This window comes from Streptomyces bungoensis (assembly GCF_001514215.1).
Classification (GTDB): Bacteria; Actinomycetota; Actinomycetes; order Streptomycetales; family Streptomycetaceae; genus Streptomyces; species Streptomyces bungoensis.
In genome coordinates, this window is record NZ_KQ948864.1 from 1 (window position 1) to 14354 (window position 14354).

The 14354-nt window shown below is 69.4% G+C and carries 13 protein-coding genes and 4 pseudogenes; 10 read left to right on the top strand and 7 right to left on the bottom strand.

The window, feature by feature from the left end; all coding sequences use genetic code 11:
- Window positions 1-139 precede the first annotated feature (139 nt).
- Complete coding sequence (locus AQJ66_RS40265; RefSeq protein ID WP_061926392.1) at window positions 140-433, bottom strand: hypothetical protein; 294 nt, start codon at window positions 431-433, stop codon at window positions 140-142.
- 544 nt (window positions 434-977) lie between these two features.
- Between AQJ66_RS40265 and AQJ66_RS41020 the strand changes: the two genes are divergently transcribed.
- The 4 genes from AQJ66_RS41020 to AQJ66_RS40270 all read left to right on the top strand — a co-directional run bounded on the left by AQJ66_RS41020 (window position 978) and on the right by AQJ66_RS40270 (window position 5313).
- Window positions 978-2456 (top strand): DEAD/DEAH box helicase family protein, encoded by a 1479-nt coding sequence (locus AQJ66_RS41020; RefSeq protein WP_425264302.1) that lies wholly within the window; start codon window positions 978-980, stop codon window positions 2454-2456.
- Window positions 2435-3535 carry a helicase associated domain-containing protein gene (locus AQJ66_RS41025; RefSeq protein ID WP_425264303.1) on the top strand — a complete coding sequence of 367 codons (1101 nt, stop codon included), beginning with the start codon at window positions 2435-2437 and terminating at the stop codon, window positions 3533-3535. The genes AQJ66_RS41020 and AQJ66_RS41025 overlap by 22 nt, the downstream gene beginning before the upstream one ends.
- Window positions 3536-3835: 300 nt before the next feature.
- The gene (locus tag AQJ66_RS24715; RefSeq protein WP_244162924.1) at window positions 3836-4543 is read left to right on the top strand and encodes a TnsA-like heteromeric transposase endonuclease subunit; all 708 of its coding nucleotides are present in this window, start codon (window positions 3836-3838) and stop codon (window positions 4541-4543) included.
- Between the two features lie 272 nt (window positions 4544-4815).
- On the top strand, window positions 4816-5313 hold the full coding sequence (locus AQJ66_RS40270; protein WP_061926396.1) for a hypothetical protein: 498 nt from the start codon (window positions 4816-4818) through the stop codon (window positions 5311-5313).
- Between the two features lie 240 nt (window positions 5314-5553).
- Here the strand turns inward: AQJ66_RS40270 and AQJ66_RS40275 are convergent, their stop codons facing one another.
- The 3 genes and pseudogenes from AQJ66_RS40275 to AQJ66_RS24730 all read right to left on the bottom strand — a co-directional run bounded on the left by AQJ66_RS40275 (window position 5554) and on the right by AQJ66_RS24730 (window position 7311).
- Window positions 5554-5694 (bottom strand): hypothetical protein, encoded by a 141-nt coding sequence (locus tag AQJ66_RS40275; protein ID WP_244162925.1) that lies wholly within the window; start codon window positions 5692-5694, stop codon window positions 5554-5556.
- Between the two features lie 374 nt (window positions 5695-6068).
- Window positions 6069-6164 (bottom strand): annotated as a pseudogene (locus tag AQJ66_RS39025).
- A 138-nt stretch (window positions 6165-6302) separates the two neighbouring features.
- A pseudogene (locus tag AQJ66_RS24730) lies at window positions 6303-7311 on the bottom strand (alpha/beta fold hydrolase).
- 143 nt (window positions 7312-7454) lie between these two features.
- Here AQJ66_RS24730 and AQJ66_RS24735 point away from each other — a divergent pair.
- Window positions 7455-8060, top strand: a pseudogene (locus tag AQJ66_RS24735) (helix-turn-helix domain-containing protein).
- 221 nt (window positions 8061-8281) lie between these two features.
- Here the strand turns inward: AQJ66_RS24735 and AQJ66_RS24740 are convergent.
- Complete coding sequence (locus AQJ66_RS24740; RefSeq protein WP_061926399.1) at window positions 8282-8977, bottom strand: TetR/AcrR family transcriptional regulator; 696 nt, start codon at window positions 8975-8977, stop codon at window positions 8282-8284.
- A gap of 260 nt (window positions 8978-9237) precedes the next feature.
- Here AQJ66_RS24740 and AQJ66_RS24745 point away from each other — a divergent pair, with 260 nt between their 5' ends.
- Together AQJ66_RS24745 and AQJ66_RS40280 are read left to right on the top strand one after the other, a co-directional pair.
- Window positions 9238-9588 carry a hypothetical protein gene (locus AQJ66_RS24745; RefSeq protein WP_061926401.1) on the top strand — a complete coding sequence of 117 codons (351 nt, stop codon included), beginning with the start codon at window positions 9238-9240 and terminating at the stop codon, window positions 9586-9588.
- A 228-nt stretch (window positions 9589-9816) separates the two neighbouring features.
- Window positions 9817-9958: pseudogene (locus tag AQJ66_RS40280) on the top strand (IS5 family transposase); the annotation flags it as partial.
- A gap of 207 nt (window positions 9959-10165) precedes the next feature.
- Here the strand turns inward: AQJ66_RS40280 and AQJ66_RS24750 are convergent.
- Window positions 10166-11038: a helix-turn-helix domain-containing protein gene (locus AQJ66_RS24750; RefSeq protein ID WP_061926403.1), complete on the bottom strand. Its 873-nt coding sequence runs from the start codon at window positions 11036-11038 to the stop codon at window positions 10166-10168.
- A 232-nt stretch (window positions 11039-11270) separates the two neighbouring features.
- Here AQJ66_RS24750 and AQJ66_RS24755 point away from each other — a divergent pair, with 232 nt between their 5' ends.
- Together AQJ66_RS24755 and AQJ66_RS24760 are read left to right on the top strand one after the other, a co-directional pair.
- Window positions 11271-12200 (top strand): SDR family NAD(P)-dependent oxidoreductase, encoded by a 930-nt coding sequence (locus tag AQJ66_RS24755; RefSeq protein ID WP_425264304.1) that lies wholly within the window; start codon window positions 11271-11273, stop codon window positions 12198-12200.
- Window positions 12201-12244: 44 nt separating this feature from the next.
- Window positions 12245-13090: an NAD(P)-dependent oxidoreductase gene (locus AQJ66_RS24760; RefSeq protein ID WP_061926407.1), complete on the top strand. Its 846-nt coding sequence runs from the start codon at window positions 12245-12247 to the stop codon at window positions 13088-13090.
- Between the two features lie 785 nt (window positions 13091-13875).
- On the opposite strand, the gene AQJ66_RS41030 is transcribed toward AQJ66_RS24760, so the two are convergent.
- Window positions 13876-14142, bottom strand: coding sequence for a hypothetical protein (locus AQJ66_RS41030; protein WP_425264308.1), 267 nt, complete (start codon window positions 14140-14142; stop codon window positions 13876-13878).
- Between AQJ66_RS41030 and AQJ66_RS40685 the strand changes: the two genes are divergently transcribed.
- Entirely contained in the window at window positions 14133-14255 is a 123-nt protein-coding gene (locus tag AQJ66_RS40685; RefSeq protein ID WP_279617338.1) for a hypothetical protein, read from the top strand. The genes AQJ66_RS41030 and AQJ66_RS40685 overlap by 10 nt on opposite strands.
- The last annotated feature ends 99 nt before the right edge of the window (window positions 14256-14354 follow it).

The window sequence follows — 14354 nt, forward strand, 5'->3', positions numbered from 1 at the left end:
TCCGCTGCGCTCCCCCGCCTCATCGGTCCTTCCGGCTTCGCCTCCAGTCCCTATGGCCCGCTGACGCGGGCCAGGCTGGCTACGAGAGCAAGGGAGTGTCTCGCAGGCTCAGTGGCGGACTGCCGCAGCTGACGGGACCTCAAGCGTGAGCGTGGCTGGGGCCTGTCGTCTTGCGCGAGGCGGCGTGATGCGCCGGCCGACCCGTCCCGGGAACTGCAAGACGCCGCAGGGACAGGCCGGCGGCCACGAGAAGGCCGGTGAAGACGGCCAAGAGGAGGACAGACACCCACATCTGCCGGCTCCCGGGCGCCTGCCAACCGGTCCAGGCGGTGGACCCCGCCCACAGGAGGACACCCGCAGCGTAGAAGGAGCGGACGCGGTGCAGCTGCCGCACAGCCCGCAGGAACTGGATGCGTTCGGTCTTCGGTGCCATGCGCTGCCGTGTACCCCAGGGCGCACTGTTCAGCAGGGCGGGTTGGCTCCTGCCGTTTTGCTCACCTCTGCTCTTGCTGTTGGGTGCGTCCTTCGAAGTCGCGTCGTACTCCTGCGCCTTGGTCTTCGATCAGTCCTGCACCGTCTGGGAGGTCCAGGACGGCGCCGCAGTGGCTGCACAGTTTCCTGTCTTCGGCCGGTGTGCCGCACGCCTTGCAGAACCGGTTGCTCGTGTCGCTTTCAGTCTTCTGTGTCATGACTCTCCAAAACAGATGGACGGGGACGACTGCGGAGTACCCATGGCTTGCTCGCTGATTCTTCGAGATGTCTGCTTCATTTTGAAACTGCGATAGACTCTGGAGTGGATTGCTTCCGAGGCTGTGAGGACTGTGACCACTGCACTGTGCTCCTCTGTGTCCCTCGGCATGGATGTGGATCTGGTGTCTGGGTGGGGTGCTTGGTGTCAACGCTCATTACCTGCACGCCGGTTGCTTGGATTTCGGTGTGTGGACTGTCGTCCGGCTCCCAGGAGAGAGTAGAGCGGAATGACCGTGAAGCAACTTCGTTCTCATCAGCGAGAAGCCGTGGACGCCGTGCTTCGGGCGCTTGATTTTCCTGCAAGATCGACTGTGCCGGAGCAGGGTCTTCGCACTCAGGTGATCATGGCGACCGGATCGGGCAAGACTCTGGTGGCCACCCGCAGCGCTGAGGAGCTTCGTGCGAGCCGTGTCCTGGTCCTCGTGCCCTCCCTCGATCTGCTCGCCCAGACCGAGGCCGCCTGGCGCGCGGGAGGCCGCACAGGCCCGGTGATCGGGGTGTCCTCGCTGCGGGGAACGGAAGCGCCCTTCCCCAACACCACGGACGTGGACGAGCTGGTCGCTTGGGTGCGGCCGTTCGACAAGGTCACCGTGTTCGCCACCTACGCCTCACTCGGGCTCGGTACGCTCGAGCGCGCCCACCAGGCCGGCCTTCCCGGCTGGGACCTGATCGTCGTGGACGAGGCGCACCGGGTTTCGGGCCGGATCGGCAGGCCGTGGGCAGTCGTCCACGACAACACCCGCATCCCCGCGCTCCGCCGGCTCTACATGACCGCCACCCCACGGCTGTGGCAACTGGGCGAGGACACCGAGGCTGCACCTGGCGCACCGGGTGAGCTGGTCGCGAGCATGGAGGACTCCCCCGACTCTCCCTTCGGCAGCCGCTGCTACACGCTGACACTGTCCGAAGCGATCGACCGCGGAATCTGCGCCCCGTACCAGGTGGTGTGCCTGGACATCACCGACACCCATCTCCTTGCCGCACAGCTCCTGGGCGAGGACGCACGGTCCGAGCAGGTGCGCGGGGCCCGGCTCGCCGCCCTGCAGACCGCGCTGGTGAAAGCGTCGGCCGAGGAAGGCTTCCGCAGGACAATGGTCTTTCACCACCAGGTGAAAGAGGCCGAAGCGTTCGCGGCCGGCCTCCCCCGCGTCGCCGGCCGACTGCACTCCGCGGATCCCGGGCTGTACCCGCGCACCGTGTGGGCGGACTGGCTGTGCGGCGAGCATAAGCCGGGCCACCGGCGGCGAGTCCTGGACGAGTTCTCCCAGGGGGTCGCCGCTGACGGCACGGTCGTGGAGAAGACGTTCCTCGGGTCCGTCCGCGTGCTCGGCGAAGGCATCGATACATCCCGCTGTGACTCCGTGTACTTCGCGGACGTCCGCGGCTCCATGCCCGACCTCGTCCAGGCCGTGGGTCGGGCGCTGCGGGTGCGGCCGGGTGAGGGCAAGGTCGCCTCCCTCGTGGTGCCGGTCCTGCTCGGGCCCGGAGAGACGGTGGACAACATGCTCACCTCCCGCGCCTACGGCGGGCTCGCCAAGCTCCTCGAGGCGCTCCGGGCGCACGACGCCCGCGTCGTGGAGCAGCTCGCCGAGCCCCAGGCGCGAAGCCGTGTCACAGGCGTACAGACCCGCAGCGGAGAACTGGAGGGCGAGGGAGCAGAGAGCGACCGAAGCGACCGGCGTCGATGCCGGCCCGGGAGCTACTGAAGTTCTCCACCCCGCGCGACCCCGCGCAGCTGGCCGCGTTCATCAACCTCCGGGTCCTCAACCCCGAGCACGAGCACTGGCGGCGCGGCATTGAGGCCGCCGCCATCTACAACCGGCTCCACGGCGACCTGAAGGTGCCCTTCACCTACCGCGTGCCCGGCCGCGACGACCAGGCGATGGAGGCCGAAGGGTGGCCGGCCTCGCTCGCCGGGTTCCCACTCGGGCAGTGGATCGCCGACAACCGGCGCTTCTACGCCCACGGCGACATGGACGAGGACCGTATCGCGCAGCTGGAGAAGCTGGGCATGATCTGGTCGCACTTCGACGTCGCATGGGAGGAAGGACTCGCGGCGGCGCGCGGCTGGGCCGAGGAGAACGGGCACCTGCTGGCGCCACTGGACGCCACCTACCAGGGCTACCGGGTGGGGATCTGGCTGAAGAACGCCCGCGCCGCCGCCCGCAGGGCGATCGAGATCGAGCAGCGGCGAGCCGAGGGCCTCCCTGTTCCGTCGTCGGCCGGGGCACTGTCGGAGGAGCGACGCGAACAGCTGGACGAGATCGACCCGTCGTGGTGCCCTGCCTGGCCGGTGGAGTGGCAGCGGGCCTTCCACCTCGTCCGACTCCACCTGCAGGCCGGCCGCCCGCTGCCCACGTCGCCGGGCGACGTCGTGCACCAGGGCCAGGACCTCGGCCGATGGGTACGCTCAGTCCGGCTCGGCTGGGACAAGCTGACGACCGTGCAGCAGTGGATGTGCGAACACATCCTCGGGATCGAACCCGCAGCCGAAGACGAGAAGCCCAAGCCACGGCGCAGCCAGGCCGACAAATGGGCAATGAACTACGCCGCCGCCAAGCAGTACTACCAGCGCGAATGGCACCTGCGCGTACCGCGCAAGCACATCGAACGGATCCTCGTCGCCGGCGGCGGGAACGGCGGCCACGACGGTGAGCGCGGCGAGGTGCAGGAGGAACGAGAGATCAAACTCGGGGCATGGGTCAGCAACCAGCGCTCCAGAGCCGCCGCCCTTTCGCCCGAGCGGGTCGAGCAACTGGCCGCCATCAGCATGCGCTGGACCTGACGGCCACCAAGAACCGACCGCCCAGTCACAGCGGCCCGCACCGTCTACCCGACTGCGAAACGTACATATGGCGCACATTGCACGTACGTACGAGCACGGTTGCGACCGGCAATACGGTGTGGCTCTCTCCCAGCGGACTCTCCCGACCGACAGCGCTGAGCGAGCAGGCCTGCAGCGGACTTCCGGGCGCAAGTTGGGGCCGCGTGTGCCCATTACCGGATGGGCCGATAAGCCGTTGGGTTCGGTGTGCAGGATGCCGGGTGGGACAGAGCGGGGGCATGGCGGCCCGAGGTCGATTCGGTGGATGTGCTGTTCCGGGTAGCCGGCGGGGCGACGGAGTGCTCGAGGTGGTCGTCGGCCGCCGCCGAGGTGGTCTTCGAAAGCTGTCCGCCGCTGAAGCCGTTCCCAGTCCGTAGAGGCAAGCGTCTGGCACGGGGGTGGTGGTGGGCGGCCACCACCGGAAGGCTTGTGCACTACGGGTCCGCGGCGATGCGGCTGCACGTGATGCTCCTCGACCGCGATCCGCGCGTCAGCGCACTGGCCGCCCGGCCGCTGGAGCTGCGGTGGCATGTGCCGAGCGGAGTGTGGCTGCATGCTCCTCAGTTGATGCTCCGGCTGGCCGATGGCCAGGGGGTGCTCGCCGATTGCACGGGGAGAGCAGAGCTGTCTCGGCGTCAGCGGTCTGTTGCTGCGGTGGTCGGAGAGATCTGTGCGGCGGCGGGCTGGCGGTACTGGGTGCTTGGTCCTGTCGATCCGGTGTACCGGCGCAATGTGACCTGGCTGGCCGGATACCGGCACCCGCGGCACCACGGTGGCCGGTTGCTGGAGGCCGCGCTGCAGGAGGCGTTCGCCGAGCCCGCGCCGCTGTGGGAGGGCGTACGCGAGGTAGGGAATTCGCTGGTGGTGCTTCCCGCGCTGTTCCATGCCCTGTGGGCAGGACGGCTGGTGGCGGACCTGCAGGCGGCGATGCATGAGCGGATGCCGGTGTGGGCGCAGGCGGCAGCGTGAGGGCGGACAGCGGGATGCCGGGCAGGCCGGTGGTGGAGCCGGGGTGCCGGGTGCGGTTCGGGGGGCGTAGCTGGACGATGGTCGCCCTTGGTGGCGGCCAGGTGCGGCTGGCCGGCTTTGCTGTCGCTGCTGTTCGCCGATGCCGGGTTCGAGGTCCTGGATGTGCCGGGAGTGCCCGGGGTGCCGCCGCTGGGCTTGCTGGAGTCATTGCCGGAGGCGGTGCGGGAACGAGCGCTGCTCTGGGAGCGGCATGTGCGGGAGGTGGAGACGGGGTGGCCGGCCGGGCCGGGCGCGCGGCAGGTTCGCCACGGGCGGAGTACGACCCGCAGACGCGGACGCTGGTGCAGCGCGAGGAGGCGAAGGCGGTGGAGCTGTCGGCGGCCGGCCTGCCCGCCAGCGTGGTGACGGTGCGGCGGATGCGGGCCCGTTACCGTCGGGAGGGGGTGTGGGGGCTGGTGGACCACCGGGCCACCCGGCTGCGGAGCACGCTGGGGCGTGCGGACGAGCGGGTGATCGCCGCCCTGCGGGAGGTTTTGGAGACGGGGCGGGAGCGCTCCAGCGGGACGCTGGGACGGCTTCGGGTGTACACCGGGCGGCTGCTGGCCGAGCGTTACGGGGACGGGGTGGTGCCGCTGCCCCCGGCTGCAACGTCGGCTCGTGCACGCCCTCGCCGACGGGCGCGGGCTGCTGGGCAGTGCGCGCCAGCGCCGCTGGCGCTCAGCGAGGCCGGCTCCCCCGTTCGTCCCGACGACGGTGATGGCGCCGGGTGAGCTGGTGATGTTGGACAGCACCGTGCTGGACGCCTTCGTGGTGCTCGATGACGGGGTGGTGGAGCGTCCGGAGCTGACCATCGCGCTGGATGTGGCCACCCGCACTATCTGTGCGGCCGTGCTGCGTACGAAGGGGACCCGCAGCGTGGACGCGGCGCAGTTGCTGGCGCAGATGATGGTTCCGGCCCCGATGCGGCCCGGCTGGGTTGAGGCGCTGGCAATGGAACACTCGGTGGTGCCCTACGAGCGGCTGCTGAGCGTGGATGCCCGGCTGGAGGGCGCGGCGGCGCGGCCGGTGATCACCCCGCAGACCGTCGTGGTCGACCAGGGCAAGGTGTTCGTCTCGTCCTCGTTCATCGCCGCCTGCGAGTCGCTGGGCATTTCCGTGCAGCCCGCGCCGCCGGGCAACGGGCCGGCCAAGGGGCATGTGGAGCGCACCTTTTCGTCGATCAACACGCTGTTCGTGCAGCACGTGGCCGCCTACACGGCTTCGTACACCGGCGAGCGGGGCAAGGGCGCCGAGGGCGAGGCGGTGTGTATGCTGGCCCAGCTGGACGACCTGCTGCAGGAGTGGATCATCTGCGGGTGGCAGGAGCGCGAGCACGACGGGCTGCGGCACCCGATGATGCCCCAATGCGCGCTGTCGCCGAATGAGATGTGGGCTGCTTTGGTCAGACACGACGGGCACCACGGGCTTGAGTGCGGACGCGCCGCCCTGGCCACCCCCACGGCCCCACGGAAGGGGCGGGCTACGGCGGAGAGGGCAGGATTCGAACCTGCGTGGGCCCGAGAAGGGCCCGACCGTGAGGCGAGCTCGCTGGTCCCCGATCAACCACTCCGGGCACCTCTCCATGCTCCCGGCTGCCCGTCCGCCCGACTTCCGTTCGCAGAACCGACTGTGGCAGGAACCGCTGACCGCGCCCTGACACGCTCACCCGAGCACGCGCCGAACTGTTCCGTGTACAGAAGCCCCGGCCGCGCCCGGCCGTTCAACCCGTGAGGGTGTTGAGCCAGCCGGTCAGCAGACGGTTGATCTCCTCGGGGCGTTCCTGCTGGATCCAGTGGCCGCAGCCCTCTAGGAGATGGGAGGCGGTCAGGCCGGGAGGGTGGTGGGGAAGGCGTCGATAGCGTCGGACATCCAGGTGGTGGAGGCGTTCAGGGCGCCGCCGATGAACAGGGACGGCTGCTTGATCGGGGCTCCGCGGCGGGGGGCGAGGTCCTCCCAGTCGCGGTCCACGTTGCGGTAGCGGTTGAGGGCGCCCGTCAGACCCGTACGTTCGAACTCTCCGACGTAAACGTCGAGGTCGTCCTCGGCCAGCCAGGCCGGGAGGATGCCGGCGGGAAAACGGTCACGCAGCTGGCCGCCGTGGGCGACGAAGTGCGGGTCGGGCTCGCCCTGGGCGGGCATGGTGTCGGCGGACAGGGCGGGCATGGTGTCGGCGGACAGGGCGGCGTAGAAGCCCGCGAGCCAGCCCCGCACGTCAGGCTCGATCTCCGTCTCGGCGCGGCCGGGCTCCTGGAAGTAAGAGACGTAGAACTCCTGCTCGGGGCCGCTGATCTGGCCGAAGATGTCGGTGGGGCGGGGGCCGCCGGGCGGCGCGTACGGGACGCTCAGCAGGGCGACGGCCCGGAAGACCTCGGGGTGGAGCAGGGCGGAGACGGCGGCGATGTTGAAGCCCCAGTCGTGACCGACGACCACTGCGTCCTCCTCGCCGAGGGCGTGCACGACGGCGACATTGTCCTCCACCAGGTCGAGCATCCGGTAGGCGTCGGTCGCCTCCGGCTTGGAGGAGCGGCCGTAGCCGCGTACGTCGATCGCCACCGTCCGGTAGCCGGCCGCGGCGAGGGCCGGGAGCTGGCGGCGCCAGAAGTACCAGGACTCGGGAAGCCGTGCACGAGCAGGACCAGCGGGCCGGTGCCCTGCTCGACCAGGTGCAGGCGCCCGGCCGGGGCCTTGACGGTGCGGTGGCGGAGTGTGGCGGACGGCTCGGGCTGCATGGGGTCTTCTCTCGGTTCGCGGGTGGACGCAGGTACGCATCGATCATGCGGCGCAGCGACCGTCCACCGCGATGAGCCTTGCCACTCTGGCAAACTTGCAGGACAGGACGGTGGAGCGGCACGTGCGAAAGAGGGCAGAGCGGGTGACAGGCGACGACGTGGCCGACACGCTGGCGGCGATGGGCCCCCGGCTGCGGGCCGCACGCGAACACCGCGGCTCCACGCTCACCGGCGTCAGCTGCGCGACCGGCATCTCCCCGAGCACGCTGTCGCGGATCGAGGCCAGCCGGCGCAAGCCCACCCTGGAAGTGGTGCTGCGGTTGGCGAAGGAGTACGGCGTCTCCCTGGACGAGCTGGCCGGCACCGCTCCCGCCGCCGAGCCCCGCACCTCCGCGCTCCAGCGTTTCGGCGACGACAAGGCGGTGCTGCCGCTGACCCGGTACGTCGGGGGCCTGCACGCCCACAAACACGTCCTACCCGCCGTCCAGGAGCCGCCCGCGCGGCCCTGACAGGTCTCCCACGACGGCTGGGAATGGCTGTGCGTCCTGTACGGGCGGCTGTGGCTCGCACTCGGCGACCAGGACCTCGTCCTGAGTGCCGGGGACGTCGCCGAGTTCGGCACCCGCAATCCCCACGGGGTCGCGAATGCCGGCCCCGGCGGCCCGGTCGAGTACCTGATCATGTTCGGGCCGCAGGGAGAGTGCCTGCGACCTCGCACCCCGCCCGCCCCCGGCCCCAGGGCCCGGTAGCAAGCAGCGAACGAACGGCCTGACGTCCCGGATACGCCCGCGCCGTCAGGCCCCTTCCTCGTCGTCCTCAGCGGCGTCGGGATCGCGGAAGGGACACAGGCCCCGGCCCGGGCCGCTGGCCTCGATGTTGAACAGGTAGCGGCCCGGGAAGTTGATGTGCCGGTCCTTGAGCGGGGAGAGCCGGGCGACGTCCTCGTTGGGCTGCCGGCCGTGCCGACGGGTCAGGACTGCTCGCAGCAGTCACCTTCGGTGCACTCGAGAGCGGTGCGGGTCTGGTGCGCCTGCTCACTGGTCAGGGGAGGCTCGGGCAGTTCGTGGGCGCCCTGGGTGCGGAAGGCGTCGAGCATCAGGTAGAGGTGGCGGCGCCAGGCCCGGGGGGCAATGGTGCGGGTGGCTTGGATGATTCCGGCCTGGGACCAGGTCACGAAGGCGATGTCCTGCGGGGTGACGTCGTCGCGCAGGGTGCCCTGCTCCTGGGCGTTGCGCATGATCTGGCTGCAGATTTCCTGGGCACGGTCGTGCATTTCGCGGCCGGCCGCGTGGAGGGGGAGCCGTGCGGAGACCAGGTCGTTGAAGGCACGGTCGCAAGCCTGTAGCTGGCAGAGTTTCTCCATGTAGCAGCAGAATCCCTCCCAGGCGTCGTCCATGGCCGCGGCCTCCTCCGCAGCGATGAGCAGCTCCGTGTACTTCACGTTGAAAAGTGCTTCGACCAGAGCGAGGCGAGTGGGGAAGTGGCGGTAGAGCGTGCCGATCGCGACGCCGGCCTCCCGGGCGACGCCCTCCAGGGAGGCTCCGAGGCCCTGTTCGGAGAAGGCGGTGCGGGCGGCGGCAACGATCGCGTCCCTGTTGCGCTGTGCGTCACGGCGCAAGGGTTTCGCCGGGGCGTCGCTCAGGGCCGGGGCGCGATGGTGGCTCATAGGTCGACAGTAACATGAGGCACCCCTCCCATTGGGGGATCACCCTGTTTCCGGATCGCAATCCCAGGCCTCCTACGTGCTGTGATGATGCTCACTGCAAACATGAGGCGCCCCTCGGGTACGGTGACGGAGTCGAACGTGAGGCCCCCCTCCGGATGACCTTGAAGCCAGCGGACTGGCCGGGATTCCCGGATCTCGGTTCACATGGAAGCGGCGCCCGCCGGATCGGCGAAGCCACGGCAGTTTTGTAAGGAATGACCATGAACAGCATGACGAAGCGCCTGTCGATCGCACTGGCCGCCACGGCACTGGCCGGCGGGACGCTTCTCGGATTCGGCGGCTCGGCATCGGCCGCCCCGATCTCGGCACCCGTGCAGCACACGCAGCCCAGGTCCGTACAGGCCGCGACCCACAAGGGCGAAGCGGCCTCGTGGGACGGTGTCAGTGCCACCCGCTGGTACCAGGACCAGGTCGCGGAAGCCCACTCGTCTCGCGGTGTCAGTGCCAGCCGCTGGTACTGGGACCAGGTCGAGGAAGCGTACTCCTGGCACGGTGTCACGGCTGCCCGATGGTACGCAGACCAGGTCGCGTGGTCCCTGAACCACAGCTGACACGACCCGGACCGCCCCACTCCAGAACTGCGGCGGCTGGTTGACAGACGGGCCGTTGCTGCCCTGTCAGACGACGTTGCCTCCCCTCCCGCCGGCCCGGTCGACGCCTGACCCGGGGGGAGAGACGGATCCACCCGGCTGCTGAGTGGTGGTCCGCAACCGGCCGATGGGGTGGTAGGTGGGTCGGGCGCAGGTACCTGAGCAGAGTTCACCCGTCTTGTGGACGACGGGCTGATCGACTCGCAGTCCGTGCGCACCGTCGGCACCGTCCCCGCCGGCACCAGGGGGCTTCGACGCGGGCAAGAAGGTCACGGGCCGCAAGCGCTACATCGTCACCGACAGCCTCGGCCTGCTCCTGGCCGTCCGCGTTGTGACCGCCCCGCCCCACGTCAGTGGAGCGCGCGACCTCGGGCCGGCGCTGGCAGAGGTCTGCGGAGCGGCGCTGCTGCTCCGACACAGTGACGATCTCAGGGGTCGGCGATCATTCCCAGCGCCATGCCCAGTCGCATGTCGGGCTGCTCCGGCCGGCCCGGGTGCTGCACTGGTCCTCGTCCGCCCAGTGCTGTTGGAACCCGGATCACCTGTCGGCCGGGGTGTGCGAAGCGTCCCGCTGCGGGTGGAGCGGACCGCTCAGGGAGGCGAGTAGGCGCAGACGTTCTTCGGACGTGCTGCCAGGCCGCGCATGGTAGGTGACCAGGATCTGGCCTGCCGCGCCTGGGATCAGTAGCTTCTCGTAGTGCAGTTCCAGCGGACCGACTTCCGGGTGCTGCATCGGGCTGACGCCACTGGACTTGTTCTTGACGTCTTGACGTCCCCAGAGGCGGCGGAAGCGTTCGCTGCGCACCGAGAGTTCGCCCACTATCTCGACGAGTCGCGGATCGTCGACGTTCGGGCCCGCGACTGACCGAAGATAGGGCACGACGCGTGCGGTCATCTCTTCCCAGTCGGGATGTAGTTCGCGCACTTCCGGCTCCAGGAATGCGGCGAGGATGCTGTTGTGGCCGGGCGCGTTGTACGGCGAGAGTGCGATGGCCAGCTGATTGGCGGCGAGCACATCCATGTACATGCCATGGACGTAGGCCGGGGTCAGCGGCCAGGAGTTGATCAGGGTGCGGATGCCGTCGCTGACCCGTTCGGGCTTGCGTGGCCGCCGGGGCCGGGACTGGCGGGAGGCGGCAAGCTTGAGGAGGTAGCTGGTGGCTTCCTCGTCCAGTTGCAGAGCCTGGGCAATGCTCAGCAGGACCTGTTCGGAGGGGTGCCGGTCGCGCCCCTGCTCCAGACGTACGTAGTAATCGGAGCTGATGCCGGCGAGGAAGGCGACTTCCTCGCGGCGAAGGCCGGGCACACGCCGGTTTCCGACGTCCGCGATGCCCACGGCGGCGGGCTGGACGAGTTGCCTGCGGGCGCGAAGGTATGCGGCGAGGGTGCCCGGCTCACCGGTGGCTGTCATGCGTTCCAGGGTAGGGACGTGTGGCCCTGTGTGGGTGGCCCTGCTGGTCCCAGCCTCAGGCAGTCCTGGTCGGCCGGTGGTCGATGTCGCACAGTGGGCTGTGCGCACGGCCGGTGAACAGCCGGGCTGGGAACGCCACCGTTCCAGCGGCCGCCAGGCATGCGGCCCATGCGAAGCCCGCTACGGCTCTCCTTCTGGCGAGGCCGCGCTTCTCCGCCATCTCGATCGAGGAATGTTCATGACCAAGCTTTTCAGCAGCCCTTTCGACCGCGACTCGACCGCTTCGGACGTGATCAAGGACGTTGACCTCTCCGGGAAGCGGGCTGTGATCACCGGCGCTACTTCCGGCATCGGGGTGGAGACCGCCCGTGCTCTGGCTGCCGCCGGAGCTGAGGTGACCCTGGCGGTCCGGCGTCCCGATGCCGGTGAGCAGATCGCTGCCGATCTGCGCACCCGGACCGGCAACGCCGCGATCCGTGTCGCCCGGGTCGACGTGGCGGACCTGGAATCGGTGCACGCCTTCACCGCCACCTGGACCGGGCCGTTGCACATCCTCGTCAACAACGCGGGGATCATGATGCTCCCTGAGTTGCAGCGGGGCATAAGTGGTCACGAGCAGCAGTTCGCCACCAACTACCTCGGGCATTTCGCTCTGGCCCTCGGCCTGCACAGCGCGCTTGCCGACGCCGGTGGTGCCCGACTGGTGTCGGTGTCGTCCAGCGGCCATCTGTTCTCCCCGGTCGTCTTCGACGACCTCGACTACCGCTTCCGTCCCTACGACGCACTCGGCGCATACGGTCAGTCCAAGACGGCCGAGGTTCTCCTGGCCGTCGAGGCGGACCGGCGCTGGTCAGGCGACGGCATCCGGGCCAACGCGCTGCACCCCGGAGCGATCGCCACCAACCTACAGCGGCACACCGGCGGGCTGAAGACTCCCGAGCCGTACCGCAAGACGATCGGCCAGGGAGCGGCCACCTCCGTCTTCCTTGCCGCATCGCCGCTGGTCGAGGGCATCGGCGGACGCTATTTCGAAGACGTCAACGAAGCACCCCAGGTGACCGCCCGGCCTACCGAACTCGGTGTGCCCGGAGTCGCGCCCTACGCACTGGACGCCTCCAATGCCGAGCGCCTGTGGGAGGTCGGCACAGCCATCCTGCATTGACCCTCGCGACCAGGAACGAAACGAAAGGACCATGAAAGCGAGACATGAAGAGCATCGAGAAAGTCGGGTTCATCGGCCTCGGCGACCAAGGCGGGCCCATGGCCGAGGCGATCGGCGAGCAGGGTTTTGAACTGCACGTCTGGGCGCGCCGCCCTGCCTCCTTGTCCGCAGTCCAAGCAGTGCCGCACAGGGTGCACGATTCTGTAGCCGACCTGGCCCGCTCCGTAGAGCTGATCGCGCTGTGCCTACGTGATGACGCAGACATCTGGAACCTGTTGATCGACCAGCGTCTCTTGGCGGGCGTTGCCCCGGGCACCATCATCGTCAACCACGGCACGGGTGATCCCGGGGAGGCCGAAAGGTTCGGTGCTCACGTCGCGGCAGCCGGCGCCGTTTATCTGGATGCTCCGGTCAGCGGCGGCAGCCCGGGTGCCCGCGCCCGGACCCTGACCACATTCGCCGCCGGCCCTGTCGACGCCTTCGAAACCGCCCGCCCGGTGTTCGAGGCCTTCAGCGACACCGTGCGACTGATGGGATCGGTGGGCGCCGGGCAGCTGACCAAGCTGTTCAACAACGCACTGACCATTACCAATATGAAGAACGCCGAAGACGTCCTCGAGCTGGCGGAACAGGTAGGACTGAATGTGCCTGCGCTCATCGACATCATCGACACGAGCAGCGGCGGCAGCGCTGCTCTGCGCGCCCTCGGCAGGGACATCACCCCTGACCTCGCCGGCCATGTGCACCATCTGATGCGCAAGGACATGCAGCACTTCGCGGACGCCGTGCACCGCTACGGCGGACGGCCCGATGAGGTTCTTGAGCGTGGCCTGTCGGGAGCCTCGAATTTGGTCCAGGCCGCGCAGCTGGTGGCTCGGTCACGAGCGTGAGCACTCAACCGGTGGCGCCCAGGGCTGCGCTCCCCGTACCGCTGGGAGGGACGGGACCGCTGCCCGTACCGCCGTGGCCTGCAGGGGCTTGCCGAGGCGGTTCGGACCCTGGCACACCTGCACGGACGGCTTTGGCCGGTGGACGGCCGACGGCACCCTTGACCTCCTCATGGCCGCGGCAGGGAGGCGGTCAAAGGGAGCGGCCGGTCCGGTGGCGGGCTGACGCGCAAAGCTCGGGTCATCCCCTGGCACACGTCCGATCGTGCGAGACGTACGCGCCATGCGCTCCGGCGATGACTCCGACCCCTGCGTGGCCGTCGCGGACCGCGTGACCGCGGGATGCGAGAGGCCGCGGTCCCCGGTGAAGGCGAGCGGTGACGCACGGGCTGTCGGCTGCGCACCTGTCCACGGCCGCACACCTGTGGTCCGCCCGCAGTGGGCGGCGCCGTTCCTCATCGCCGGGGGCGGTGGCCAAGGCGATCTCAGCTCGAGGGCGATGCCCCCGAGCGTCGGCGGCACGTCGGCGGTCGTGCAGATCGGCTCGCGACAACCGCACTCCACCCACGCATCGACGGCCGGTGCGACGCCGGTGGCAGGAAGAGGCGAGGCGAGGCGTAGGGGTGGCGCGATCCCGGCGGGGCGAGCCGGGCGCGTTCACCTCTGCTTTCAACTGCCTCGGTCATGAATGAGTCGCCACAGGTCATGGCCGTCTGCACCGATGACCGCCGTCGGCGCCTGCTCTGGTCACGTCAAAGGCGCAGCGAAGAGCAGGTTGAGGTCCTCGGTCATGGTCGGATGATGATCCTGTCCCGTAGCGCGGTGTGGGGCAGGCGTGCGGTCATGGCCGTCTGCACCGTGGTGAGCACCTCGCCGGCTTCCGAACGCAGCAGGGACACGCCCAGTATGAGATCTGTACGGGCGTCCACCACGGCCTTCCACAGGCCGTCGGTCTCCCGGGCGGTGCAGGCGCGCGCGGAATCGCGGCGACCGGTAGGCGGGTGACGTACTGGCCGCTCACCAAGATGCTGCTCGCCCCGGGTGTGTGGAGCGATCCTCCTGGGACCGCTTTTTGGGCGACCTGATGCGCAGCTCCGGGCTGCTGGACGAACAGGCAACAGGAAGCCTGTCCTGCGCGCTGCGCGACGCGACCGGGCACATAGCCTGATACTCAACGTCCCGGCGCGAACCTGAGGTCACTCTGGCCAGGCCACGCATTCGCTGGCGACGGTACTGGGCACCGCCTCCCGAAGACGCTGGCTCCTAA